Below are 23,711 nucleotides of genomic sequence, written 5' to 3'. Positions count from 1 at the left end.
CCAATGGAATCTCCTTGGGCGCCCCTGCGGAACCGGATGTTCTTCATCCTCTGGCTGGCCCAGCTCGGGTCCAACATCGGCGCCTGGATGCAGACGGTCGGGGCACAGTGGTACCTGGTGGAAACGGGGGCCAACCCGGCCCTGGTCTCCCTGGTGCAGACGGCGTCGCTGGCGCCGACCCTGCTGCTGGGATTGATCGCCGGTGTCCTGGCAGATGCGTTCAACCGCCGCCGGCTGATTTTAGGGAGCAACCTGTTCGCGGCCGGGGCCGGGATCCTCCTGACCGTGATTGCGGCCCTTGGACTCCTGACGCCGGACGCCCTGCTGCTTTATACCTTCCTGATCGGATGCGGCGTGGCACTAAGCGCACCGGCATGGCAGGCCGTCACCCCGGCACTGGTGCCGCGGACGCAGATCCGGTCAGCAACTGCGCTGGGCTCAGTGGCGGCCAACGCCGCCCGCGCCATAGGCCCCGCGGTCGGCGGGCTGCTGGTTTCCCTGGCCGGACCGGCGTTCGTCTTCGGGATCAACGCGGTGTCCTTCCTGGGCACAGCGCTCGCGGTGTTCATCTGGCGCAACGCTCCGGATGACCCGGAAGACCGCGAGCAGATCAAAGAAGCGCTCGCGGCAGGCATCCGATACATCCGGGCAGCACCGCGGATCCGGCGGATCCTGCTGCGCTGCGTGCTGTTCATGGTCCCCGCCAGCGCCCTGTATGCGCTGCTCCCGGTGGCGGTCAATGGCCACCTGCAGCTGGGCTCCAGCGGATACGGACTGCTGCTGGCCGCACTGGGAGCCGGTGCGATCCTCGGCGTGGTGTTCCTCTCCCGGACCCGGAAACTCCTGCATGACAATGCCCTGCTGGGGCTTTCCGCAGGTGTTTTCGCCGCAGGTGTTTTTGCAGCCGGCTTCCTGCCGGTTCTGCCGCTGGCTATTCTGCTGGTCTTGTCCGGTGCCGCGTGGATTAACACGTTCTCCACGCTGAACAGCGCCATGCAGCTGACCCTGCCCGAGTGGGTCAGGGCACGCGGCCTGTCCGTTTACCTGATGGTGCTCACCGGGACACAGGCGCTGGGTTCACTGCTGTGGGGATCCCTGGCCACCGCCTATGGTTACGCTCCCGTGCTGGCAGCCTCCGGCGTCGTGCTGGTGCTGGTGGGCCTGAGTGTCCTGGTGCTTCCCCTGCTGCCGCGCACCGGGAAGCTGGACCGCAGCGTCCCGGAGCCGGACCTGGGGCTGGAAGTGGAAACCGAGCCCAAGCCAAACGAGGGACCGGTGACTGTCCTGGTGGCCTACGAACTCGAGCCGGACGCCGTGCCGGACTTCCTGGAAGCCATGCACGAAGTCCGGCTTTCCCGGATGCGGACCGGAGCGAGCGTGTGGGAGCTGGTGCATTCCGTAACCGATGCCAGGGAGTTCCGGGAGATTTACGACGTGCCCACCTGGCGGGAGTACATGCGGCAGGAGCATGACCGGCTTACCGGTGAGGACCGGGCGAACATTGACCGGGCTGCCTCGATGGCAGTGGAGGAACCACGCACCCGGTGGTTCCTCCCTGCCTCGGCCTAGGCCTCCGCTGCCAGGGCTTCGCGGACCCTCGGAGCGACTTCGGTGCCGTACAGCTCGATGGCCGTCATCAGCTTCTCGTGCGGCAGGGTGCCCAGGCTGTACTTGAGATCGAACCGGGACAGTTCCAAGGTCCGGGCCGTGCGCACGATCTTGGCCGCCACGGTTTCCGGGGACCCGATGAACAGGGCTCCGCCGGGGCCTGCCATGGCCTCATAGTCCCGGCGCGTTGCCGGCGGCCAGCCGCGCTCGCGGCCGATCCGGTTCTGCATCCGTTCGTAGTGTGGCCAGGCTTCTTCCAGCGCCTGCTCATCCGTCTCGGCGATGTAGCCGGGGGAGTGCGCACCGATAGGCAGCGCGGGCTTGCCGAACTCCTTCAGCGCCCGCTTGTAGAGCGACACAAACGGCGTGAAGCGCGCCGGTTCCCCGCCGATGATGGCCAGCATCAGGGGCAGCCCGTAATGCGCGGCCCGCACGACTGACTGGGGTGTGCCGCCGACGGCGATCCAGGCCGGGATGGAACCGCCCTCGGTGGGCGGGTAGACCAGCTGGTTTTCCAGCGGGGGACGGGTGGAACCCTGCCAGGTCACCGGTTCCTCGCGGAGCAGCCGGGTGAAGAGTTCCAGTTTCTCCTCAAACAGGACCTCATAGTCCGCCAGCTCGAAGCCGAACAGGGGGAAGGATTCCGTGAAGGACCCGCGGCCGAGGATGACCTCGGCCCGGCCGTTCGACACCGCATCCACGGTCGCGAACCGCTCAAAGACCCGAATCGGATCATCGGAGGAGAGCACCGTAACGGCGGAACCCAGCCGGATCCGGCTGGTCTGCCCTGCGATCGCCGCCAGCACCGTTTCCGGTGAGGAGACGGCGAAATCGTCACGGTGGTGCTCACCGATTCCGATGAAATCGATTCCCACCGAATCGGCCAGGACGGCCTCCGCCACCACGTTGCGGATTACCTGCGCCATGGGAAGCTTGTCCCCGGCGGCGTCGAAGGTCACGTCCCCGAAAGTATCCAGTCCAAGTTCAATGTGCTGTGCCACTCACTCCACCAACCCGTCGTCGTATGCTTATGCATCTATTATTGCGGACAACCCTTGCGGCGCCTGACCTATTCCCGGTGGCAGCTCTCCGGACCGCGCCTGCGGGCGGCCGGGCGGCGCCGGACCCGCCGCAGCCTGCCGTACTGGTGCCGGGCGGCCTGCGGATAGACTGGGAAACGGCCCGGAGCCGGAGCTCCGTGCGGGGGCAAAAGGATTGATCCACCAACCGAGGACTAGTTGAGGAACTTTGCGAGACTTTAGTGCACGCCTGGCCACTGCCGAGGAGATAGCGGACTGGGACAGCCACGTACAGGCGAATCCCAACGGCGGCAACGTCCTGCAATCCGCAGCCTACGCCGAGGTTAAATCGCACCACGGCTGGAATCCAGTTTATTTGGTCATCACGTGCGCGGACTACACCTCCTACAATCTGGCGATCGAAAAGAAGGTTCCCGTCCTGGGCAGCCTCTGGTACCTGATTAAGGGGCCCGACGCCGCCGCGGCTGAGGACGTGCCGGCCATGGCCGAGGCAGTGGCCAGCTTCATCAAGCAGACCGGACGCAGGGTCTTTGCCCTCAAGGTGGAGCCCGATGTGGTGGACGGCGAGGACGTGCAGAAGCTGTTCACCGGTGCGGGCCTGGTCAAGACCTTCAACCTCCAGCCCAACGATTCCACCGCCCTGCTGGACACCACTCCGGACACGGAACAGATCCTCAAGAACATCTCCTCCCGCGCGCGCAATGCCGTCCGCCGTGCCATCCGTGAAGGTGCCGATGTGCGCCGGGTGGAGCCCACCGAGGAAAACATGCAGGCGATGTACAAACTCATGAGCCACATCGAGGACCGGTCCTCCGCGCGGATGCGCTCCTATGAGTATTACCGCCGCTTCTGGTCCAACTTCGTGGCTGCGGGCCAGGGCCGCTTCTACTTCGCCTTCGAAGACGGTGAGCCGAGCGTCGGTGCCTTCGTGATTGCCTACGGGAAAAAGGGCACCTACAAGGACGGCGGATCCAAACCCCGGCGCAAGCAGTACGGAGACTCCCATCTGGTGCAGTGGACCGCGCTGACCGAGCTCAAGGAGGACTTCGGGATCGAGGAATACGATTTCTGCGGGACTCCGCCGAGCAGTGAATTGAAGAACAAGGAACATCCCCACCACGGCCTGGGCCTGTTCAAGACCAGTTTCTCCAAAACCGTCACCGACTTCGCCGGGTGTTATGACCTGGTCCTGGATCCGCTCCGATACCGGATCTGGAACACCATTGGCGAGCGTGTGACGCGCCAGGTCTACTGGCGCCGTCACCACCAGCCGTTCTACTAAACCGCACGCACGAAGGGACCCTTGGGGTGGACACCGTGGATAACGACGACGACCGCCGCAAGCCTGCCTCCAACCCGGAGCCTGTGGCGGGCCTGATTCCGGTCATCAAGGTCCCGGAACGCACCGGCAAGGAGCCCGGGCGCCGGCCCGGGACTGCGCCGGGCGTCCGCCGGGAACGGCCGGAGGAAACCGCTCCGCTTTCCATGCCGGGGACAGGCGGGCTCCGGAGCACCAAACCCAAGCCGCCGCCGGCCACCACCTCAGTTCCCCGGCTGGCGAAGGCTGCTGCGCGGAAGTCCGCCCTCTCGCAGGCTGCCGGGGCACCCGCCGGTCCGCGGCCCGGAGCTCCGGCCCGGCCCGGCAAACCGCGTGCCCGCAAAACCACTCCGCGCCAGCACAGCCAGAGCGCAGCGCAGCGCGCTGACTCCTCCTCGGCCGCAGCGCGCAGGATGCTGCGCCGGCTGGTCCAGGGTGAGACTCCTCCGACCCAGGCCATGTCGATCGTCGAACGCCTGGCCGGCAGCCCCTACGCGAACCCGCGGGTGCGTTCGGGCGGGCCGGATGCCAGCGCCCGGAAGACACTGGACCTGGCACTGAGCATGGCGGAAACGATGTTCCGCTACGGTGCGGGTGCCCTTGAGGTGGAGACAGCGATGATTGCTGTCACCGCCGCCTACGGCCTGGACAACATCGAGGTGGACATCACCAACCAGTCCGTCCTGCTTAACTACTCGCCCAAGGACCAGACCCCCATCACGGTGATGCGGGTTGTGCGCTCCTGGACGAACAACTACGCCGGACTCGCCCTGGTCCACCGACTGGTCACTGACATTGTGGACGGCAACGTGTCCCGCGCCGAAGCCGCGCAGCAGCTGAACACCATAGTTCACCAGCCCAAACCCTTCCCGCGGTGGGCGGTAACGTTCTCCGCCGGACTGTTCGCCGCGGCCATTGTGGCCTTCATCGGCAGCGGGCCGCTGGGCTCCGCCGTGGCATTCTTCAGCACCATCCTGGTCAGTCTGCTGCAGCGGCTGCTGGGCCGCTGGCGCGTGCCGGACTTCTTCACCACGGCTGCCAGCGGATTCCTGGTCACGGCCCTGGCCATGCTGTTCTGGGCGCTGGACGCCACCGATTCCCTGGAGCTGGATATCGCGCCGGGAATTGTGGTGGCCGGCGGTATCCTGCTGCTGCTGCCGACCGGCCGTCTCGTGTCGGCGGTGCAGGATGCGATCAACGGGTTCCCGGTCACGGCAGCCGGGCGTTTCCTGTCCGCTTTCCTGACCTTCGGCGCCATCGTCGCGGGAATCGCCGTCGCCCTGGTGGTGGGGGCGTTGATGGGTATGCCCCGCCTGGAAGTCACAGAAGTTGCATCATCGCCGTACCCCTTCGCGGTGACGGTGCTGCTGCTGGCCGTGGCCCTGGCCACGATCAGCGTCACGGAGCAGTCCCCGGTGAACCTCGTGCTGCCCACGGTGCTGATTGGCCTGGGCGGGTTCCTGGTGGGGAGTCTCTCCGAAGCCGTCGGTGTGGGGCCCAGGCTGACCCCGGCGATTGCTGCCATCGTGATCGGCATGGCCGCGCGCATCGTGGCACTGCGAATGGGTGCCCCGCAGCTGGTGATCGCGGTGCCCGCGGTTCTCTTCCTCTTCCCCGGGCTGAGCATTTTCCGTTCCATGTACGGCTTGAGCATCGGCCTGGAGGATGTGTCGGCCGGCGTGATAGGTCTCTTCAACGCGCTGACCGTGATCCTGGCGATCGCGGGAGGGGTGGTCTTCGGCGACAATCTGGCCCGTCCCCTGACCCGGAACCTGAACGGAAACGACAGGCGCAACCGCCGCCGCTGACCCGGGACCTGCGTCCCGGGCCGCCGGTCCAGCGCGGACGTGGGTCCGGCGCTACAGGACCTTTCCGGCCGGGGTCTTCTTCTCGGCCTGGAAAGCGTCCTCGGTTCGTCCCGCCGCCCAGTAACCGGACAGGGATACCTGGCTGCGTTCGAGTCCATGCCGGGTGAAGAATATTTCCCGCAGGACCTTCATCGACTCACGCTCACCGTGTGCGAAGACCTGAACCCTGCCGGCACGCCAGGCCAAAGCGTCGACGGCGTCCGCGAGCGGTGTGCCGTGTGCGGCTTCGCCCCGGTGCACCCACGTAACACTTACGCCGGACGGGGCCGTCAGCGGCAGCTCATCGGCAGGACCGCCCACCTCGATCAGCGCGTGCCCGGCCGCGTCGGCATCCAGCGCTTCAAGGGCTGCTGCCGTGGCGGGCAGGGCTGACTCGTCGGCGGCGAAGAGGTACCAGTCGGCGTCGGGATCGGGGGAGAAGGCGCCGCCGGGGCCGCCAAAGGTGAGCAGGTCTCCGGGCTGGGCTGATTCAGCCCACGGACCGGCGATGCCCTCGGCGCCGTGCACCACAAAATCCATCGCCAGTTCGCGGTTCACGGTATCGACCCAGCGCACGGTGTAGGTCCGGGAGACCGGCCAGTTTTCGCGGTCGGTCTGCTCCCGGAGGGCTTCCAGGCTCAGGGAGCCGTCGAGCGGACGGCCATCCGGCCCGAACCAGATTTTGCAGTAGGCGTCGGTGCGTCCGTTCGGTACGAAGGAATCGAAGCCGTCTCCGCCGGCCACGATGCGCACCATGTGCGGGGAAAGCTGCTCACGGCGCAGCACCTCCATGGTGTGGACCGGGCGCGGACGCCTCGCCGGGGCCTCGACACGGGTGGCAGGGACATCAGGCATAGCGGGTGTTCTCCTTGGTGGGTTTGCCTCTACCGTACCCCGGGCAGCCGCCAGTCCACCGGGGCTGCACCCTGGGCCAGTAACATCTCGTTTGCGCGGCTGAAGGGCCGGGAGCCGAAGAATCCCCGGGATGCCGAAAGGGGGCTCGGGTGAGCCGATTCAATCCGCGGGACACCCTCTAGCAGTGGAGTCAGGGCCTGTGCCTGGCGGCCCCACAGGATGGCAACCAGGGGAAGACGGGTGCCGTCCGGCCGGCGCCGGGCAGCAAGCGCGCGCACTGCGAGGTCGGTGATGGCTTCCCAGCCGAGCCCCCGGTGCGAGTTGGCCGCACCGGCCTCCACCGTCAGGGCCCGGTTGAGCAGCAGCACACCCTGGTCCGTCCAGGCGCTGAGGTCTCCGTGCGGTGCAGGAGGGATGCCCAGATCTGCGGCGAGCTCCTTGTAGATGTTCGCCAGGGAGCGCGGCAGCGGCCGCACCCCGGGATCGACGGAGAAGGAGAGGCCGACGGCGTGCCCTGGGGTGGGGTACGGGTCCTGGCCGGTGATCAGGACCCTGACCTCGGCCATCGGGCGTTGGAAGGCACGCAGGATGTTGCCCGGGGCGGGCAGGATGTGGGCTCCCGCGAGGCGCTGCTGTTCCAATGTGCCGCCGAGGGCATACAGCCGGGACGCCTCAGGCTCCAGCGCCCGGGCCCAATCCTCGGCCATCACATCAGTCAGCGGTGTGCCGCTGGTGAACGGGATGGCTGTCTCCGCGGAGCCTGTCCGGTCCGGTCCGGGCTCCCCACGGCGGCCAGCGGACTGGGGATCGTAGGAAAAAAGGGCCGGTTCATCGCTGCTGATCACCCTCCCAGTCTTGGCTATTCATGGAAAAGATCCCAGCCGGTGCCGGAGTCAGCTAAATGACAACACTGTTATTCCGGTTTACGATTGCTGCAGGAAGCAGACTCTTTTCCCAGGACCCCGCGCCATGCGGCCGTGCCCAGGGAACGGAACGGGAAACGGGGACAACGCAGTGGCAGGATCAGCCGACACCGGGGAATTTACGCTGGACGGTGCCGTCGATCCCGACAGTCCCCTGAGCGAACGCGAGCAGCAGATGCTCTCCCTGGAGCGGTCCTGGTGGAAGTATGCCGGCGCCAAGGAACAGGCCATCCGGGACCTGTTCGGACTGTCTGCGACCAGCTATTACCAGATCCTCAACGCACTGATCGATACCGAGGCAGCACTCGCCCACGATCCCATGCTGGTAAAACGGCTGCGTAGACTACGTACTACACGCCAGCGCGCGAGGACCGCCCGCCGTATCGGTACAGACGCCTAGGCCGAGCCACAGACCAAGGACAACAACACAACCATGAGCCAATACCCCAGGGACGAGTTCGATAAGGTCCCGGAGACCTCGACGCGGCAAGGTGTCCACCGTGAACGCCTTATTCCCGCACGCTCCAGCGGCATCGGACTGATCATCACCGTTGGTGTCCTTGCTCTCCTCGTCGGACTGGCTGCCTACTTCGTGCTGCCCCGGCTGGGGATCGGCGCTGAGGGAAATGCCACCCCTGCCGCGTCCGACACACCCGCCGCAGAGCAGAGCGAATCCCCGTCCGGTTCCCCCAGCGATTCGCCGTCTCCCAGCCCGTCTTCGTCAGCGCCGTCCGCCTCCCCGTCAGCGACTCCGTCGCCGACCCCCTCGGAACTGGCCGCCGACCGGACGCAGCCGGTGGTCGTCCTCAACGCCAGCGGTATCTCCGGTCTGGGAGCCGGCATCTCTGCCCGGATCGGTGCCGACGGCTGGGTCACCGCGCAGGTCGGAAACTGGGCGGGAACACCCCTGCAGACCTCGATCATCTTCTACAACGGCGAAGCGCAGCGGGCCAACGCGGAGGAACTGTCCGCACTCCTCGGAATCCCCACGCTGAGCGAATCTCCCGAGTTCACCAACGTCACCGTCGTGGCGGGCCCAGGTTTCCAGTAGGCCGCACAGCGGCTGCCCGGCCCATAAGTAAAATCTCGATAACTATCCTCCCGGCCCATGTGTGAAGTTCACGCGTGTGGCTAAAGTAAGGGCCAGCCGCCCGGAATCAGAGACCTGGCCTACCTCGGCCAGGCTCGATCGGGCGGCTGTTCCGGTGGATCAATGGCCGCCGGAACGGAGCCGAAAAAGGGGAGAGAAGCATGGCGCAGGGGATCGTCAAATGGTTTAACGGGGAAAAGGGCTACGGATTCATCACCGTTGACGAGGCCCAGACCGACGTTTTTGTTCACTGGTCAGCGATCCAGTCCGCAGGTTACCGGACGCTGGAAGAGGGTCAGCGGGTGGAATTTGAAATCGGCGAGGGACAGAAGGGTCCGCAGGCCGAAGACGTCAGGACTGTGTAGTTCGATTTCCGGGTGAGAGCCCGGTTCAACAGCAGCGCCGGCAGCCGAACATCGGCCGCCGGCGCTGTTTTGCTGTCTGGCCTGGAGGGTGAGGCTGCACGATTATTCGCGCAGCGGTACTCCGCGGGCATCGGTGCGGAACGTCTGGGCCCCTGCCAGGATCATGATGCCCTCCACGAAACCCCACACTGCGCCGATACCCCAGGTGAACACCGTCACCAGGATCTGGACCACACCAATCGTGGTGTACCCGAGATAGAACCGGTGGACGCCGAAGCCGCCGAGGAAGATCCCCAGCAGTCCGGCGGCCAGCCGGGACTTCGGCGGATCAACCGCGTAGTAGTAGCCGGGAGGGTACTGTCCTTGCGGTGCCTGCTGGTAGTATCCGCCGGGCTGACCCTGCGGGTAAGAGCCCTGCGGGTAGGAGCCCTGCGGCTGGGGTGCCTGCGGGAACGGCGGATGTCCCTGGGTGCCGTATTCGGACTGCGCCTGGGTGCCGTATTCGGACTGCCCCTGGGTGCCGTAGCCGGGCTGTGCCTGCTGGTTCCAGCCGGCGGGCGGCCCCTGCTGCGGGTCCGGTGCACCGTACTCCCCGGGTGCACGGCCGTAGGGAGGTGGGGGAGGAGCAGCACTCGCGCCGTGCGGGGACGGCGCAGGCGATCCGCCGGTGCCATCTCCCCCTTCCTCAGAAGGGCGGTGATTCGGCGGCTGGTTCATGGACATGATCCGTCCTCACGGGGTTCGGGGAAGAGCTGCCGGCCTGCGCGGGCAGGCAGGCTCCGGGGAGCTGCTGCAGAACCAATCTACGCCGCCCGGAGGCCAATCGGGTGAGGCGTCAGGCAGAATGTCCGCGCGTGTTCGCCGCGGGATGGAATTAACACTGAAACCCGGGTCACAAGCCTCCGTGACTGCTTGCACTCAAAGGGCGGGAGTGCTAATTATTGACTTAGCACTCTTACGGGTTGACTGCTAAGTCGCCGGTGTTGAGTGAACCAGCAAGCCACTGGGGTGAGGGGCCGGGACGCACGTAAAGAGATCGTGCGCTTCGCCCCGTCCGTCGCGGGCACCTCAGCCAGGAATGCAACATCCAAGCATGACTGTTCCGGAAGGACGATAGCCGTTATGGCCAAGATCATTGCATTTGACGAAGAGGCACGCCGCGGCCTCGAGCGGGGCCTGAACACCCTCGCCGACGCCGTGAAGGTCACCCTCGGCCCGCGTGGCCGCAACGTCGTACTCGAAAAGAAGTGGGGTGCCCCCACGATCACCAACGACGGCGTTTCCATCGCCAAGGAGATCGAGCTGGACGATCCCTACGAGAAGATCGGCGCCGAGCTGGTCAAGGAAGTTGCCAAGAAGACGGACGACGTCGCAGGCGACGGCACCACCACGGCTACCGTCCTTGCCCAGGCCCTCGTGAAGGAAGGCCTGCGCAACGTTGCTGCCGGCGCCGACCCGCTCGGCCTCAAGCGCGGCATCGAAAAGGCAGTCGCAGCCGTTACGGCTGAACTGCTTGCTTCGGCCAAGGAGATCGAAACCAAGGAGCAGATCGCTGCCACGGCTTCCATCTCCGCCGGCGACCAGCAGATCGGCGACCTGATCGCCGAGGCACTGGACAAGGTTGGCAAGGAAGGCGTCATCACCGTCGAAGAATCCAACACCTTCGGCCTGGAGCTTGAGCTCACCGAGGGTATGCGCTTCGACAAGGGCTACATCTCCGGCTACTTCGTCACCGACGCTGAGCGCCAGGAAGCTGTCCTCGAGGACCCGTACATCCTGATCGTCAACTCCAAGATCTCCAACGTCAAGGACCTCGTTGCCGTCCTCGAAAAGGTCATGCAGTCCGGCAAGCCGCTGCTGATCATTGCCGAAGACGTTGAGGGCGAAGCCCTGGCCACCCTGGTTGTCAACAAGATCCGCGGCACCTTCAAGTCCGTTGCCGTCAAGGCTCCGGGCTTCGGCGACCGCCGCAAGGCACAGCTGGCCGACATCGCCATCCTCACCGGCGGCCAGGTCATCGCCGAGGAAGTTGGCCTCAAGCTCGAGAACGCCACGCTGGACCTGCTGGGCAAGGCACGCAAGGTTGTTGTCACCAAGGACGAGACCACCATCGTTGAGGGTGCCGGCGACGCCGACGAAATCGCAGGCCGCGTCAACCAGATCCGTGCCGAGATCGAGAACTCCGATTCCGACTACGACCGCGAGAAGCTGCAGGAGCGCCTGGCCAAGCTGGCCGGCGGCGTTGCAGTCATCAAGGCCGGTGCGGCAACCGAGGTTGAGCTCAAGGAACGCAAGCACCGCATCGAGGATGCTGTGCGCAACGCCAAGGCAGCAGTCGAGGAAGGCATCGTTGCCGGCGGCGGCGTTGCACTGATCCAGGCTGGCCAGAAGGCATTCGCCAACCTGAAGCTCGAAGGCGACGAAGCAACCGGCGCCAACATCGTCAAGGTTGCCATCGACGCCCCGCTGAAGCAGATCGCCTTCAACGCCGGCCTCGAGCCGGGCGTTGTCGCTGACAAGGTCCGCGGCCTTCCCGAAGGTTTCGGCCTGAACGCGGCCACCGGCGAGTACGAAGACCTGCTGGCAGCCGGCGTCAACGACCCGGTCAAGGTAACCCGCTCTGCACTGCAGAACGCGGCTTCCATTGCCGGCCTGTTCCTGACCACCGAAGCCGTTGTAGCCGACAAGCCTGAGAAGGCTGCGCCGGCAATGGGCGGCGGCGACGAAATGGGCGGCATGGGCGGTATGGGCGGCTTCTAGTCCCCACCCCCGCCGGCGAGAGCCGGTGAGCGTTCCAATCGCTGAGAGGGCGCGGTACCCCGTTGGGTGCCGCGCCCTTTCATGTTCGCTGTACAGCCCCTGAGCGGGCCGTCCTGGGCCGCTCAGCGCATAAAGAGCGCGGTGTTGGCGGCCTCCGTGTCCGCGTACTGGGCCGAGGCGTACGCCAGTGCCTGGTTGATGCTGGCCAGGGACTCCTCCACCCTTGCCTGGGTCGCACGCCAATCGCTGATCAGCAGTTGGAAGTTTGCCGATGCCTGCCCCTGCCAGGATTCACCCAGTGACTGGAGCCCGGCCTGCATAATGTTGACGTCCGCCTGCAAACGGTCGATGGTGCCGCGTACCTCAGCACTCTTGGCCGCCAGGATGTCACTGTCAACGTAGAAACCCGCCATGGAAACCCTCCAGTCCTTTTGGTCCGCCGGGTGCGGTCCTGCTCAGATCCTAGGCCGGGGGCGCTCGGCAGCGCGGAGGCTGTGCGCAGGACTGTGGATCAGCCGCCGGCAGGGGAGCTGTGGAACTGGGTGTGGAGGAGTGCACGTCACCGGCCAGGCACGGATTACTGCTGGTGCGGCGGTTCTTCCCCTGCTGCCGGGTTCCCGTTCGCCGAGGCGCCGGGCTCCGGGCTGCGTGGCACGTCGATGTTCCGGTCCGCGGTCTCTTCCCCGGCGCCGGGCGGGCTGCCCACCTGGCTGTCCGCCGCTGTCCCGCCCGTGCCGCCGTCGTCCTCATGGTCCGGAATGCTGTCCGGCTGCTGGTAGGGGAGCCGGATGGACATGGTGGCGCCGCCGCCCTCCGTCTCCGTCAGCCGCACGGTGCCATCGTGCTGGGCCACCAGGGCTGCAACGATGGCCAGGCCGAGTCCGGTCCCGCCCGTTTCCCGGTAGCGCGAAGAATCGGCCCGGTAGAAACGCTCGAAAACCCTCGCGGCGTCTTCGTCGGAAATACCCGGACCGTGGTCGCGGACTTCCAGCACGGCGTCCATGCGGTCATGGATCACCGGCGCGACGCCGACGGCCACTTCGATGGGTGAGCCGGCCGGCGTGTAGCGCAGGGCATTGGTCATCAGATTGGCCACAACCTGCCGCAGCCGGGCTTCATCGCCCATGGTGGGTGCGCTTCGCGGAGAGCTGCCACCCAGCCCGATAACCTTGATCTCCCGGTCCGGCGCACTGGCCCTGGCATCGAGAGCGGCGTCATTGCCCAGGATCATGAGGTCCACGGGGCGGTATTCCAGCGGACGCTGTTCATCGACCCGGGCCAGCGTCAGGAGGTCCTCGACGAGCTGGCCCATCCGCTTCGCCTCGCTCTCGATCCGGCCCATTGCCGCCTCCACATCCTCGGGTTTCTGCAGCGCCCCATGCCGGTAGAGCTCGGAGAAACCGCGGATGGTGACGAGGGGGGTGCGGAGTTCATGGGATGCGTCCTGGACGAAGCGGCGCATCTTCTGTTCGGACTGGGTCCGGGCGGCGAAGGCGGTTTCGATGTGCGCCAGCATGGCGTTCAGGGAACGTGAGAGCCGGCCGATCTCAGTGGCGGGGTTGCCTACCTCCACGCGCCGGGACAGGTCTCCGGCAGCGATGGCTGCAGCTGTTTTCTCCACCTGGCTGAGGGGGCGGAACTGGCGGGTGACAGCCCAATAGGCAATGCCGGTGGCGCCAAGAGTGCCAAGGAGCCCAACGGAGAAGACCAGCGAGGCTGCTTCGTCCACTGTCTCGGCCACCGAGTCCAGCGGGACGGCAACGGCCACCGAGCCCGGGAAATTGGCAATGTGGAAGACCTGTACCCGCCAGCCTTTGCTGCCCGGGGCGGTGCCCGGCACGTCGAAGCCGCGGCCGTTGATCTCGTCAACGGTTCCCGAATCGATGGTGCCGAGCATAGGGGTGTCGAAGTTGTCCTCGGAGTGGGTCTCCGGGCCGTGCTCGCCGTCCTCGTTGAGGTAGAGGCCGTAGAAACGGAAGAGCGAGGTGTCAGCGGCGGGACCGCCGGAAATGAGGTAGCGGGAGATCGCGGTGGCGTTGTCCTGGATGTCGGCGTCCAGGCGGGTGACGAGGATCTGCCGCAGCACGTAGATGGTGGCCAGGCCGGTGATAGTCACCGTTACGACCATCAGCACGGCCATGATGGCCACCAGCTGTGATCGCAGGGAGGCCGATTTCCAGCGCCGGGTCAACGTTTTAGCGCTTCTCCGTCGTGCGCAGCAGGTAGCCGACGCCGCGCTTGGTCTGGATCAGCGCCGGAGCGTCCGGGCTGCGGTCGATCTTGCGGCGCAGATAGGAGATGTAGGACTCCACGATCGAGGCGTCACCGTTGAAGTCGTACTCCCAGACGTGGTCCAGGATCTGCGCCTTTGAAAGCACGCGGTTGGGATTGAGCATCAAGTAGCGCAGCAGCTTGAACTCGGTGGGGGAGAGGTCGATCGTGACACCGCCGCGGCGTACCTCGTGCGCATCGTCGTCGAGCTCCAGATCTTCCACCCGGATCACCGCGTCATCGTCGTCCAGCGGCTGGGTCCGCCGGAGCACCGCCCGGATCCGGGCGACGACCTCGTCGAGGCTGAAGGGCTTGGTCACGTAGTCGTCGCCGCCGACCGTGAGGCCGGTGACCTTGTCCTCCGTGTCATCCCGCGCGGTCAGAAAAACGACCGGGAAGTGGCGTCCGGCAGCACGCAGCCGGCGCGTCAGGGTGAAACCGTCCATATCAGGCAGCATCACGTCGAGGACGGCCAGGTCCGGGCTGTGCTCATCAACCGCGGCGAGGGCTTCCCTGCCGTTTCCGGCCGCGACGACGTCGAAGCCAGCGAAACGCAGCGACGTTGAGAGCAGCTCGCGGATGTTGGGCTCATCATCGACAACAAGGAGGCGTGCTTCGGGTGCAGACGATTTGTTCACCCGCCTAGTTTCTTACATTTAGCTGGACGTTGTCTGTAGACCGGCCTTAAGCCAGCTGGAAACATCCAATATGACCCTGTGGGGTGAAGCACGGGGTGAAATCCAGTCAAACGGTCTTCTCCCGATGCCCCGGATTGGAAGCATCAGAGGGTAGGACACCCCGGAACTCGGCGTATTGCCGGTCTCCAGTTCCATCGGCAGCAGTTCAGTGGCGGCCGCGGGGCCGTCCTGCCGATGATCACTGGGGGACGGAAAGTTGCTGGGAATTGGGAAACGGCTGGTGGCGGTCGCCGCAGCGGCGCTGGTGCTGGCAGGTTCGGCTGGAACAACGGCGTATGCAGCCGGAATCGGCAGGCCCTTGGCCGCGGTCAGTGCCCAGCTCCCGAACACCGCGGTTGCCCCGGCCAACACCGCCGCCCTTAGCGTGACGGCGGTCAGTGAGTCCACGGCTCCGGTCATTGCAGGTGATTTCGTTGTCAGCAGGTTCACTGTGACGAACACCAGCGCCGAGCGGTTCCAGGCGTATGCGAATATCTTCTGGACGAACGCCCGGTTCTCCTTCGCCGAACCTGTTCAGGGAAACCTGTACCAACTCGACACCAGTCACGTGCATTGGGCGGGGATGCTGGACCCCGGAGCTTCAGTGACGGTGTCCCTTCGCTTCGAGGTCCAGGCAGGATACCCGGCGGGAGCCACGCTCCATGCGGACATGACAGCCACCGCGAACCATTCATCGGGAGCCGCTTGGGTGTCCACATCCACCACGACTCCACTGGCCAGCTTGGCCGCCCGCCTCGACCAAGGGGTGTACCAGGGTGCGACGATGGACCCGGTTGCCGTTGGATCGGTCCGTCCCGGCGATGTGCTGCGGTACCGGGTCAGCTTGCAGAACATAGGTGATTCTGCGTTTGGGAACGGCCATCCAGCCTCGTTCGAAGGCATCACCAGCGGACTGGCTCCCGGCGCAGCGATCAGTGGGGAACCGGTCATTATCCAGGGCGGCGGGAGCCTCTTGCCTGCGGCCGGCGGGTGGAAATGGAGCGGGGCCCTCAACGTGGGTGAGACGGCCGTGGTCGAGTTCAGTGCCGTCGCGGGTTTCCCTTCGCGCGATGCGTCAGGAAACCTGATCCGCAGCGTGCTGGCATCCACCGTGTACTCACGGTCCAGCGGATTCACCATTACTAGTTTTTCCTACGTTGATGCCCCGGAGATTACGGTAGCCAAAGCAGCAGACCGGGCGCGGATTATGCCCGGGGAAACCGCGATGTTCACCTACACCGTGACCAACACCGGAACCTTAGGCCTAAGGGGAGTGAATCTGACTGAAGCCGGCTTCGTCAACGCTTCCGGGGACGCCCTGCAGCTCGACGGGTACGGCAGCACCCCGATCCCCCTCCCGGACCTTGGACCGGGCGAAAGCGCAACCATTTCCGCCGGTTACACGGCCCGGGAAGCTGACGCCGGCAAGGGCGGCATGATCAGCAGCCAAACAACTGCCACTGGTTTCGCCGGCGCCGAACTTGTCACGGGCACGGGGATCTCAGCTCCGGTGCAGGTTCTTCCGAAACCGGCGCCTACACCGACGCCGGAACCGACACCAACGGCGACACCGAAACCGACGCCGGCACCGACGCCTGATCCGACACCGACGCCGGCACCGACGCCTGATCCGACACCGACGCCGGCACCGACGCCTGATCCGACACCGACGCCGGCACCGACGCCTGATCCGACACCAACGGCGACACCGACACCGACGCCGGAACCGACGCCGGACCCTTCACCGACGTCGGACTCGAAACCTGAACCGACGCGGGATCCCAAACCGGCGCCGTCGTCTGCTCCGGCGCTTCCTGCACCGGCGGTGCCACAGCTGCCCGCACCTGCGGCGCCGGCGGCACCTCTGACAGTGCCCACTCAGGTGCTGACACCCGCGCAGTCCACATCAACGCCCGCACCGGCTGCCGCGGCATCCGCTGTGGCTAAGCCGGCCCCGGCAGGGACTGTTCCCGCTGCACCGGCTGCGGTTGCTCAGGGTGCCCGCGGCCCGGCGGCAGATGAGCCGGGCGCCGGGAGTCCTGTCCCCGCGGTCCTGGCCGCAGCAGCCGGCCTGCTGGTGCTGACGGGGGCAGGCTATTTGGTCTACCGCCGGCGCATCGGCGGATAGCGCGGAGACGCTGCTGAAGGACTAGAGCAGGCCTTGGCGGACAGCCTCCGCCAGGGCCTCCTCCCGCCGGGAGACGTCCAGCTTGCGGTAGAGGCTTCGCAGCTGTGATTTCACCGTGTTGGTGGAAACGAAGTTCAGTGCCGCGATTTCCGAGATCGAACCCGTGAGGGCGAGGGCCTCGAGAATGGCCTGCTCCCGTGAGGTGAGGGCCAGCGGCGCCGGGCTGGCCTCCACAACGCCTGCAAACCCTCCCGGCACACCCAGCTCCAGCCCGGCGTCCATGGCAGCAGAACGGACCCGTTTGAGGTCCGGAATGGGGAGCAGGCCGGTGGCCAGGGTCAGGCCGTAGTCCGAGTGCAGTCCCGCCAGCCGGACCAGCACCAGCCGGGAACTGGACGGCTGATCGGCCAGGGTATAGGCAGCGGCTGCCAGAGCGGCGATCTCCGCCTGACCTCGGGGCGTATCGCCGAGGCCCAGCGGAGCCAGCGCTGCCAGGGTCTTGTGCGGCAGGCCGCTGGCCAGCTGGATGTGGGCAAAAAGCAGCGCGGCACTGTCACCGCCCTTGTGCATCCGGTTCACCAGTCCAACAGCTTGGCCCGGACTGCCGACGGCGATCAGCAGGTGCGCCTGCACCGTGTCCAGCATCAGCCGCTCCGCCCGGCCGATGGGCGGCAGATGCTGCAGGCGGGTGAGCAGGCCCTGGAGCCGGCTGAGAGCCTCGGCAGGGCGCCCATCCGCCAGATCCACCAGGGCCTCGCAGCAGCGGATCTGCGGCCACAACTCGCTTGTATCTGCGTCAGCGAGAATGTTCCCCAGCGGTGCCCGCGCGGCAGCGGGGTCCAGGCTTTCGAGCGCCACCATGACTTCGGCCAGCCGCAGGGGTGTTTCCGCGTAGCTGTGCACCGGCTCGCTGCACCAGCCCAGCGCCCGGCTCAGCTCCAGGAACCGGACAGCGCCGGTGATGTCGCCCTCCCGCACCAGCATGCAGGCCGAGAGGCTGTGGTAATAACCTTCGAAGTCGGGCTGGCCCAAGGCAGCGGCCACGGTGGCTGCCTGGCGGAAGGACTCTACTGCTTCGGCATGGTGGCCTGCCCGCCAGAGGGTTATTCCAAGATGCGATACCAGGGCGGATTCGAGCGAACCGATCCGCTCACGTTCCAGGAGCGGCATTTCAGCATAGCTCCGCAGCCCCTGCCTGGCACGGGCCGCTGCTGTCTCCACCTGGCCGCTGAGACGCAGCGCTATCACCTCAACGAATGTCAGCAGCAGCTTTTCCGCGGGTGGCATGGAGCGAAACAGGGTCCGTCCCGCTGCCGCTGCCAAGGCACTGAGTTCCAGGCCCTTGAAACGGCGGAACGCAGACGAACTGTAAAGCACGGCCAAGGCCAGTGCCGGTGCTGGCTGCCGGGAAAGACGGAACAGCGAAATCCGTTCCAGCTCCTGGCGGGTAGCCGTGCTGTGGTGCGTGAAGAGAAGGATGGCGTGGCGCCGCAGCACCTCAGTGACCAGTGCCAGGTCATCAGCACCGATTGCGTGGCGCAGCGCATCGAGCGGCTGATCCTGCGCCAGGAAGAACTCCGCCGCGGTCCGTTCGAGCGTCCGCTGCCGTGCAGGGTCCTGTTTTTCGAGGGCTTTGGCCAGGGCGTCCCGCACCAGCGGCACATATTCGCCGCCGCCGTCGGGGGTACGGCTGAGCAGGCCGGCCATCTCCGCCCGGCGGTGCAGCTCCTCGGTCTCCGGCCCCGGATGGAGGATCTGCGCCAGCTCAGCGGGCAGCGACTCCGGCACGCTCGTGGCGAGCAGGAAGGACCGGGTCTCCGCCGAAACTTCGGGGGGCGAGGACAACCGGAGAATGTCAGCGGAGGCAGCCGCTGCAACGCTCCTGAGCGTACTCCGGGAGGGTGGCGCGCCGCCTGCCTTGATGACCAGCAGCCGCACCCAGAGCGGCGATCCGCCGGTCAGTTCCCAGACGGCCGAGGCGTCCGCCGACAGGGGAGTTCCGGAAAGCGCGGCGGCACACTCCTCCTGCGTCAGGGAGAGTTCCTCCGGGCCGATCACCGCGATGTCCAGGTTGATGGTTCCCCGCTGCCGCTCAAACCGGGTCAGGCTCCGGGTTGACGCGATGATCCGCAGCAGTGGAAAGAAGCGAAGCAGCTCGAGCAGGGCATCCTGGGCCCGCTCATCGGTCACCACATGCAGATCGTCGAGGAACAGCAGGAGCCCGGTCCCCGGGCCGGGGACCAGGGACAGCGAACTGGCAAGGGACTCGCCCGAGGCGAAGGCCGAGGCGGCCTGCTGGCAGCCGGCCGCCTGGACGGCCGAGGCACCGCTGGAAAGCGCGGTCAGCAGCGCGCAGACGAGTCCCATTTCCGTGTGGACGGGATTCTGCCCCGGGGCGGAAACCCGGGAGAGGGAAACCCACGAAGCCGCTTCGGGGTGTGTGGCGGCGTAGCCGGCCAGCAGTTTGGTTTTTCCGGTGCCCGCGGGTCCGCGGACAATGGTCAACGGCGACGCAGCCGCCTCATCCAGCCGGCGAAGGAGCCGTGGGCGGGCCGCGGCATCCGGTCCCGGCCCCGCCGGCCCGGATACGGGTGCAGGGTATGGCTGGTTGGCGATCGCTCTTCCGGTTTCTACGACTGAGTACCGCTGGAACCGGAAAACCCGGTTCAAGGTGCTGAACGGCGGCCCATGGTGGAACGGCTATGGGCCGGATCCGCTCCCGGACTGGAGGCGATCGCTTCTAATCTAGACCGGTTTCCCGATGTCCGCCGCGTCCTGGATGGAATACGCGTAACCTTGCTCCGCGAGGAACCGCTGCCGCTTGGCCGCGAAGTCCTGGTCCAGGGTGTCGCGTGCGACGACGGTGTAGAAGTGCGCTGCCCGGCCGTCGGCCTTGGGGCGCAGCAGGCGCCCCAGCCGCTGTGCTTCCTCCTGGCGTGAGCCGAAGGACCCGGAGACCTGGATGGCCACGGAGGCTTCGGGCAGGTCGATGGAGAAGTTCGCGACTTTGGAAACCACCAGCGTTTTGAGTTCGCCTTCCCGGAAGGCCGCGAACAGCCGCTGCCGTTCCTTGACCGGAGTCTCGCCCTTGATGACCGGGGCATCGAGCCGTTCGGCGAGTTCATCGAGCTGATCGATGTACTGCCCGATCACCAGGATCTGGTCCCCCTCGTGGCGGTGGACCAGCTGTTCAACCACCTTGGACTTGGTTTCCGACGTCGAACACAGCCGGTACTTGTCGCCGTCCTCCGCCATGGCGTAGGCAACCCGCTCGTCCCGGGGCAGGTCCACCCGCACCTCGATGCAGTCGGCGGGCGCAATGTAGCCCTGCGCCTCGATATCCTTCCACGGGGCGTCATAACGCTTGGGCCCGATGAGGGAGAAAACCTCGCCCTCGCGTCCGTCCTCGCGCACCAGGGTAGCGGTCAGGCCGAGGCGGCGGCGGGCCTGCAGGTCAGCGGTCATCCGGAAAATGGGAGCCGGCAGCAGATGGACCTCGTCATAGATGATCAGGCCCCAGTCGTTGGCGTCCAGCAGCTCCAGGTGCGGGTACAACCCGCCGCGCTTGAGCGTCAGCACCTGGTACGTGGCGATCGTGACGGGCCGGACTTCCTTGACCGCGCCGGAATACTCGCCGATCTCGTCTTCGGTCAGGGACGTCCGCTTGAGCAGCTCGTCCTTCCACTGCCGGGCGGAGACGGTGTTCGTGACCAGGATAAGGGTGGTGGTGGAGCTGGTCGCCATGGCCGCAGCCCCCACCAGGGTTTTCCCGGCCCCGCAGGGCAGGACGACGACGCCGGAGCCGCCGGCCCAGAAGTTCTCCGTGGCCAGCTTCTGGTAGGGCCGCAGCGCCCAGCCGTCCTCGTTGAGCAGGATGGGGTGGGGTGTTCCGTCAACGTAGCCGGCGAAGTCCTCCGCAGGCCAGCCGAGCTTGAGCAGCAGCTGCTTCAGCTGGCCGCGCATGGCCGACTGCACCACCACGGTTTCACCGTCGATCCGCGGCCCGAGCAGCGGCTGGATCTTCTTGGCGTGCAGCACTTCTTCCAGCACGGGGTAATCGTTGGTCCGCAGCACCAGTCCGTGCTGCGGGTCCTTCTCCAGGCGCAGCCGGCCGTACCGGGACATCGTGTCCTCGATGTCGATCAGCAGTGAGTGCGGTACCGGGAAGCGGGAGTAGGTCAGCAGCGTGTTCAGCACCTGCTCCGCATCCAGTCCCGCGGCCCGGGCGTTCCACAGGCCCAGCGGTGTCAGCCGGTAGCTGTGGATGTGTTCCGGGGCCCGTTCCAGCTCCGCGAAAGCGGCGATCGCATGGCGCGCTTCCTGGGCTTGTTCGTGGTCCACTTCCAGCAGGATGGTCTTATCACTCTGGACAATCAAAGGTCCGTCAACCATGTGCCGGGCTGCCCTCCACTATTTCCACGTCCATTATCCGATGTATTGACACTACGCGCTCAACGTCGCGCCGCGGATCGAAGACCCGTACCCGGCCTTCGCCCACTGAGAGGGGAACAAAGATCTCCTGCCGCTCATTCCCCTGACTGTCCACCACGCCCATGCGGACTGAACTTTTGGTCCGGATGGCCGTGCGCAGTGTTTCCAGGCCCACAAGCGGCATCGACTCGTCGTTTTTCGGGGCACCGGCGGGACCGCGGCCGCGCAGGGCGGCGAGCTGCGCGTCCAGGTCCGCTTGGGTCAGTTCCCACTGGTTCACCCGGGTGCGGGACGACGACGGCGCGGGCACCGGCGGGCGGGCGTGCGAGCCGTTCGCTTCGCGTGCCCGGCCCTCCATCACCGGGGCGTAGCCCAGGTCCCGGATCGCCAAAGCCAGTTCCTGCGGCGTCGCTGCCGAGGAGATCACCGTCGGTGCAAGCCGGGTCAGGCCGAGGGACGCGGAGCGCGGGTCGGCCATCAGGGCGTTCAGCCCGGTTTCGTCGTCGCTGCGCAGGTAACTCCACGCCGCCCCGATGCGCAGGCGTCCGTGCCGGGCGGCGGTGTCCTCCACCAGGTAGCGCAGCGGCTGGGGGATTTCGGTGGCGGAGTAATGGGCCAGGAATTCCAGGATGGATGCCGCATCCATCTCTGCGTCCAGTGCCCGCCGGATGGAGTCGGCAGAGAAACGGTAGATCGCCGCCGGCCCCTGGCCCTCGGGGGTGGAGATCAGCGCCAGCTGACGGGCTACTGACGGCTCCAGGTAGCCGGGTGCAACTGCGGTGAGGTCAGCCTGCAGCAGGAAGGAGCTGAGCGGTTCCGGCAGGGCTTCGCGCAGGCGGCTGGTGGCCCGCTCGAAATCCGCCGCAGCAACTGCCTCACCGAGTTCGGTCAGGGCTCCGGACCCGATCAGCCCGAGCTGGGCGGCTTCTTTCAGGATCCCGGGAACCAGGCGGGCGAACCGCCGCTGCAGGCGCGGCTGGTGCCAGGTGAGGGCGCTGAGCAGATCCTCGACGTCGAAGGCACCGGAATGCGCGTCCTGGCTGTCGCCGCCGTCCGCGGTGAGCGCCGCGAGCATTTCCAGTGTCCGGCGCCGCACCAGCGGTGCGTCGGGGCGGGAGAGTTCTCCGGCGAGGGCGTTCAGGGATCCTCCGCCGGGCAGCGGTCCGCCCACCAGTGAAGGCGCCCGTTCTGCTTCCAGCCAGGACTCCACCAGGCGGCGCCACTGCTGTTCCCGGTCCAGTGTCAGCCAGTCATTCTGGGCCGTTCCCCACCGGGCGGTGGCTGCGTCGAGGACCAGGAGCCCGGAGAGCGCCGCCAGCTCCAGCAGCCAGGCGGTGGCACCGATGTCCAGCCGGAGGGCTTCCGAGACCCGGCGGACCTCCCGGACCCCGACCCCGCCGGACCGCAGGGTGCCAACCGGAGAAGTGCTCGCCAGGGCCAGCAGCTCGGTGACCAGGCGGAGGGTTTCCGCTACAGCGCCAAACGCTGCATTGTCCCGCAGTGTGTGCGGCACGGGCCGGGGAGTGGGCGCCACGGGTTCCAGCTGGAAATCCGAGACGATCACGTGTCCGCGCGATGCCTGGCCCACCGGCCGGGGAAGTTCAACGTGCAGTGCGTCCAGGGGAACCAGCAGGCCGTGCGCCACGAGCCATTCCACCGGTGTGGGGGAGGGGTTGTCCAGGACGGCCCGGCTGATCGCGGCTTTCTTGGGGATCGTCCCGACCGGGGAGTACTTGAAGCGCCGGAGCAGGTCTTCGGTCTGCGGCGGAGCGTCAGCGATCAGGGCTTCCCAGCCGGCCGGGTCTGAGACCAGATGATGCAGGGAGTGGGCGGCGGTTGCCGGAGTGTCGGCCTTCTCCAGGGGGAGTCCGCGCTCGCGCAGCCCCTCGACGATCCCCACCAGGCGCTGGCCGAACTCCGGCTGCTGGGCAGCCAGGGTGGAATAGGGCCGCCCGAGCCCGGCCGGATATGCACCCAGTGCGTCCCCTAGGACGGAGACGGGCAGATAAAAGCGGCGTCCGGCGTCGGCCTTGGGGGCGCCCGGATGCGGGGTGGCCCGGCGCAGGAGGGCGAGGCTGTGCAGATAGCCCAGGATCGAGTCCAGGGCCTTGATGGTGGAACCTGCAATGGAGGCCTTGAGCCAGGACGCCGTGGTGCTCAGGTGGGAATCTTCGTTGGTGGTCAGATCCAGTGCTTCCAGGACCTGCAGCTGCGGGGCCGTGAGTTTTTCCAGGGCACGTTGTACGCTGATGCGCGTTGATGCACGGGCTGCCAGGGCCTGGAAATCCGGTACCGGAGGCAGTGCCAGATCCGGCCGGGCGGTCAGGAGCTCACGCAGCTGTTCGTCACTGCGCGCTGCAAGGTCTTCAGCCAAGGCTCGGATCGCGGACATCGTCCA

At 66.6% G+C, this 23,711-nt stretch carries 18 protein-coding genes; 8 read left to right on the top strand and 10 right to left on the bottom strand.

Annotated elements, in window-relative coordinates; genetic code table 11:
- Positions 1-3: 3 nt before the first annotated feature.
- On the top strand, positions 4-1,569 hold the full coding sequence (locus AL3_RS13350; RefSeq protein WP_066301822.1) for an MFS transporter: 1,566 nt from the start codon (positions 4-6) through the stop codon (positions 1,567-1,569).
- On the opposite strand, the gene AL3_RS13345 is transcribed toward AL3_RS13350, so the two are convergent.
- On the bottom strand, positions 1,566-2,609 hold the full coding sequence (locus AL3_RS13345; protein ID WP_066301820.1) for an LLM class flavin-dependent oxidoreductase: 1,044 nt from the start codon (positions 2,607-2,609) through the stop codon (positions 1,566-1,568). The two genes, AL3_RS13350 and AL3_RS13345, sit on opposite strands and share 4 nt — an antisense overlap.
- Before the next feature lie 247 nt (positions 2,610-2,856).
- On the opposite strand from AL3_RS13345, the gene AL3_RS13340 reads away from it, so the two are divergent.
- Both AL3_RS13340 and AL3_RS13335 read left to right on the top strand, forming a co-directional pair.
- Positions 2,857-3,930, top strand: coding sequence for a lipid II:glycine glycyltransferase FemX (locus AL3_RS13340; RefSeq protein ID WP_066301818.1), 1,074 nt, complete (start codon positions 2,857-2,859; stop codon positions 3,928-3,930).
- A 35-nt stretch (positions 3,931-3,965) separates the two neighbouring features.
- Complete coding sequence (locus AL3_RS13335; RefSeq protein WP_370665428.1) at positions 3,966-5,774, top strand: threonine/serine exporter family protein; 1,809 nt, start codon at positions 3,966-3,968, stop codon at positions 5,772-5,774.
- A gap of 51 nt (positions 5,775-5,825) precedes the next feature.
- Here the strand turns inward: AL3_RS13335 and AL3_RS13330 are convergent, their stop codons facing one another.
- Positions 5,826-6,668, bottom strand: a complete 843-nt coding sequence (locus tag AL3_RS13330; RefSeq protein WP_066301813.1) for a siderophore-interacting protein — start codon at positions 6,666-6,668, stop codon at positions 5,826-5,828.
- A 29-nt stretch (positions 6,669-6,697) separates the two neighbouring features.
- A complete protein-coding gene (locus AL3_RS13325) occupies positions 6,698-7,510 on the bottom strand; it encodes a uracil-DNA glycosylase (RefSeq protein WP_370665427.1) in 813 nt (270 codons plus the stop codon).
- A gap of 172 nt (positions 7,511-7,682) precedes the next feature.
- Here AL3_RS13325 and AL3_RS13320 point away from each other — a divergent pair, with 172 nt between their 5' ends.
- The 3 genes from AL3_RS13320 to AL3_RS13310 all read left to right on the top strand — a co-directional run bounded on the left by AL3_RS13320 (position 7,683) and on the right by AL3_RS13310 (position 9,046).
- Positions 7,683-7,991 carry a DUF3263 domain-containing protein gene (locus AL3_RS13320; RefSeq protein ID WP_066302012.1) on the top strand — a complete coding sequence of 103 codons (309 nt, stop codon included), beginning with the start codon at positions 7,683-7,685 and terminating at the stop codon, positions 7,989-7,991.
- A 33-nt stretch (positions 7,992-8,024) separates the two neighbouring features.
- Positions 8,025-8,642, top strand: a complete 618-nt coding sequence (locus AL3_RS13315; RefSeq protein WP_066301807.1) for a LytR C-terminal domain-containing protein — start codon at positions 8,025-8,027, stop codon at positions 8,640-8,642.
- A gap of 200 nt (positions 8,643-8,842) precedes the next feature.
- Positions 8,843-9,046, top strand: a complete 204-nt coding sequence (locus tag AL3_RS13310; protein ID WP_066301805.1) for a cold-shock protein — start codon at positions 8,843-8,845, stop codon at positions 9,044-9,046.
- Positions 9,047-9,148: 102 nt separating this feature from the next.
- On the opposite strand, the gene AL3_RS13305 is transcribed toward AL3_RS13310, so the two are convergent.
- Complete coding sequence (locus AL3_RS13305; RefSeq protein WP_066301802.1) at positions 9,149-9,769, bottom strand: TM2 domain-containing protein; 621 nt, start codon at positions 9,767-9,769, stop codon at positions 9,149-9,151.
- A gap of 399 nt (positions 9,770-10,168) precedes the next feature.
- On the opposite strand from AL3_RS13305, the gene groL reads away from it, so the two are divergent.
- Positions 10,169-11,806 carry a chaperonin GroEL gene (gene groL, locus AL3_RS13300; RefSeq protein WP_066301801.1) on the top strand — a complete coding sequence of 546 codons (1,638 nt, stop codon included), beginning with the start codon at positions 10,169-10,171 and terminating at the stop codon, positions 11,804-11,806.
- 122 nt (positions 11,807-11,928) lie between these two features.
- Here the strand turns inward: groL and AL3_RS13295 are convergent, their stop codons facing one another.
- The 3 genes from AL3_RS13295 to AL3_RS13285 form a co-directional block, all read right to left on the bottom strand.
- A complete protein-coding gene (locus AL3_RS13295) occupies positions 11,929-12,219 on the bottom strand; it encodes a WXG100 family type VII secretion target (RefSeq protein WP_066301800.1) in 291 nt (96 codons plus the stop codon).
- Between the two features lie 164 nt (positions 12,220-12,383).
- Positions 12,384-13,946, bottom strand: coding sequence for a sensor histidine kinase (locus AL3_RS13290; RefSeq protein ID WP_083521747.1), 1,563 nt, complete (start codon positions 13,944-13,946; stop codon positions 12,384-12,386).
- A 55-nt stretch (positions 13,947-14,001) separates the two neighbouring features.
- Positions 14,002-14,715: a response regulator transcription factor gene (locus tag AL3_RS13285; protein ID WP_066301796.1), complete on the bottom strand. Its 714-nt coding sequence runs from the start codon at positions 14,713-14,715 to the stop codon at positions 14,002-14,004.
- A 280-nt stretch (positions 14,716-14,995) separates the two neighbouring features.
- Here AL3_RS13285 and AL3_RS13280 point away from each other — a divergent pair, with 280 nt between their 5' ends.
- Entirely contained in the window at positions 14,996-16,882 is a 1,887-nt protein-coding gene (locus AL3_RS13280) for a CLIPPER-2 domain-containing protein (protein WP_151724043.1), read from the top strand.
- A 21-nt stretch (positions 16,883-16,903) separates the two neighbouring features.
- On the opposite strand, the gene AL3_RS13275 is transcribed toward AL3_RS13280, so the two are convergent.
- The 3 genes from AL3_RS13275 to AL3_RS13265 form a co-directional block, all read right to left on the bottom strand.
- Positions 16,904-19,387, bottom strand: a complete 2,484-nt coding sequence (locus tag AL3_RS13275) for a winged helix-turn-helix domain-containing protein (RefSeq protein WP_066301790.1) — start codon at positions 19,385-19,387, stop codon at positions 16,904-16,906.
- Positions 19,388-19,627: 240 nt separating this feature from the next.
- Positions 19,628-21,274: a DNA repair helicase XPB gene (locus AL3_RS13270; protein WP_066301788.1), complete on the bottom strand. Its 1,647-nt coding sequence runs from the start codon at positions 21,272-21,274 to the stop codon at positions 19,628-19,630.
- Positions 21,267-23,705, bottom strand: a complete 2,439-nt coding sequence (locus tag AL3_RS13265; protein ID WP_066301784.1) for a helicase-associated domain-containing protein — start codon at positions 23,703-23,705, stop codon at positions 21,267-21,269. The genes AL3_RS13270 and AL3_RS13265 overlap by 8 nt, the downstream gene beginning before the upstream one ends.
- Positions 23,706-23,711: the final 6 nt, after the last annotated feature.

Source organism: Arthrobacter luteolus NBRC 107841 (genome assembly GCF_001552075.1).
GTDB lineage: Bacteria > Actinomycetota > Actinomycetes > Actinomycetales > Micrococcaceae > Arthrobacter_B > Arthrobacter_B luteolus.
Note: the sequence above shows the minus strand (reverse complement) of the source record. Positions and strands in the feature narration are given on the sequence as shown.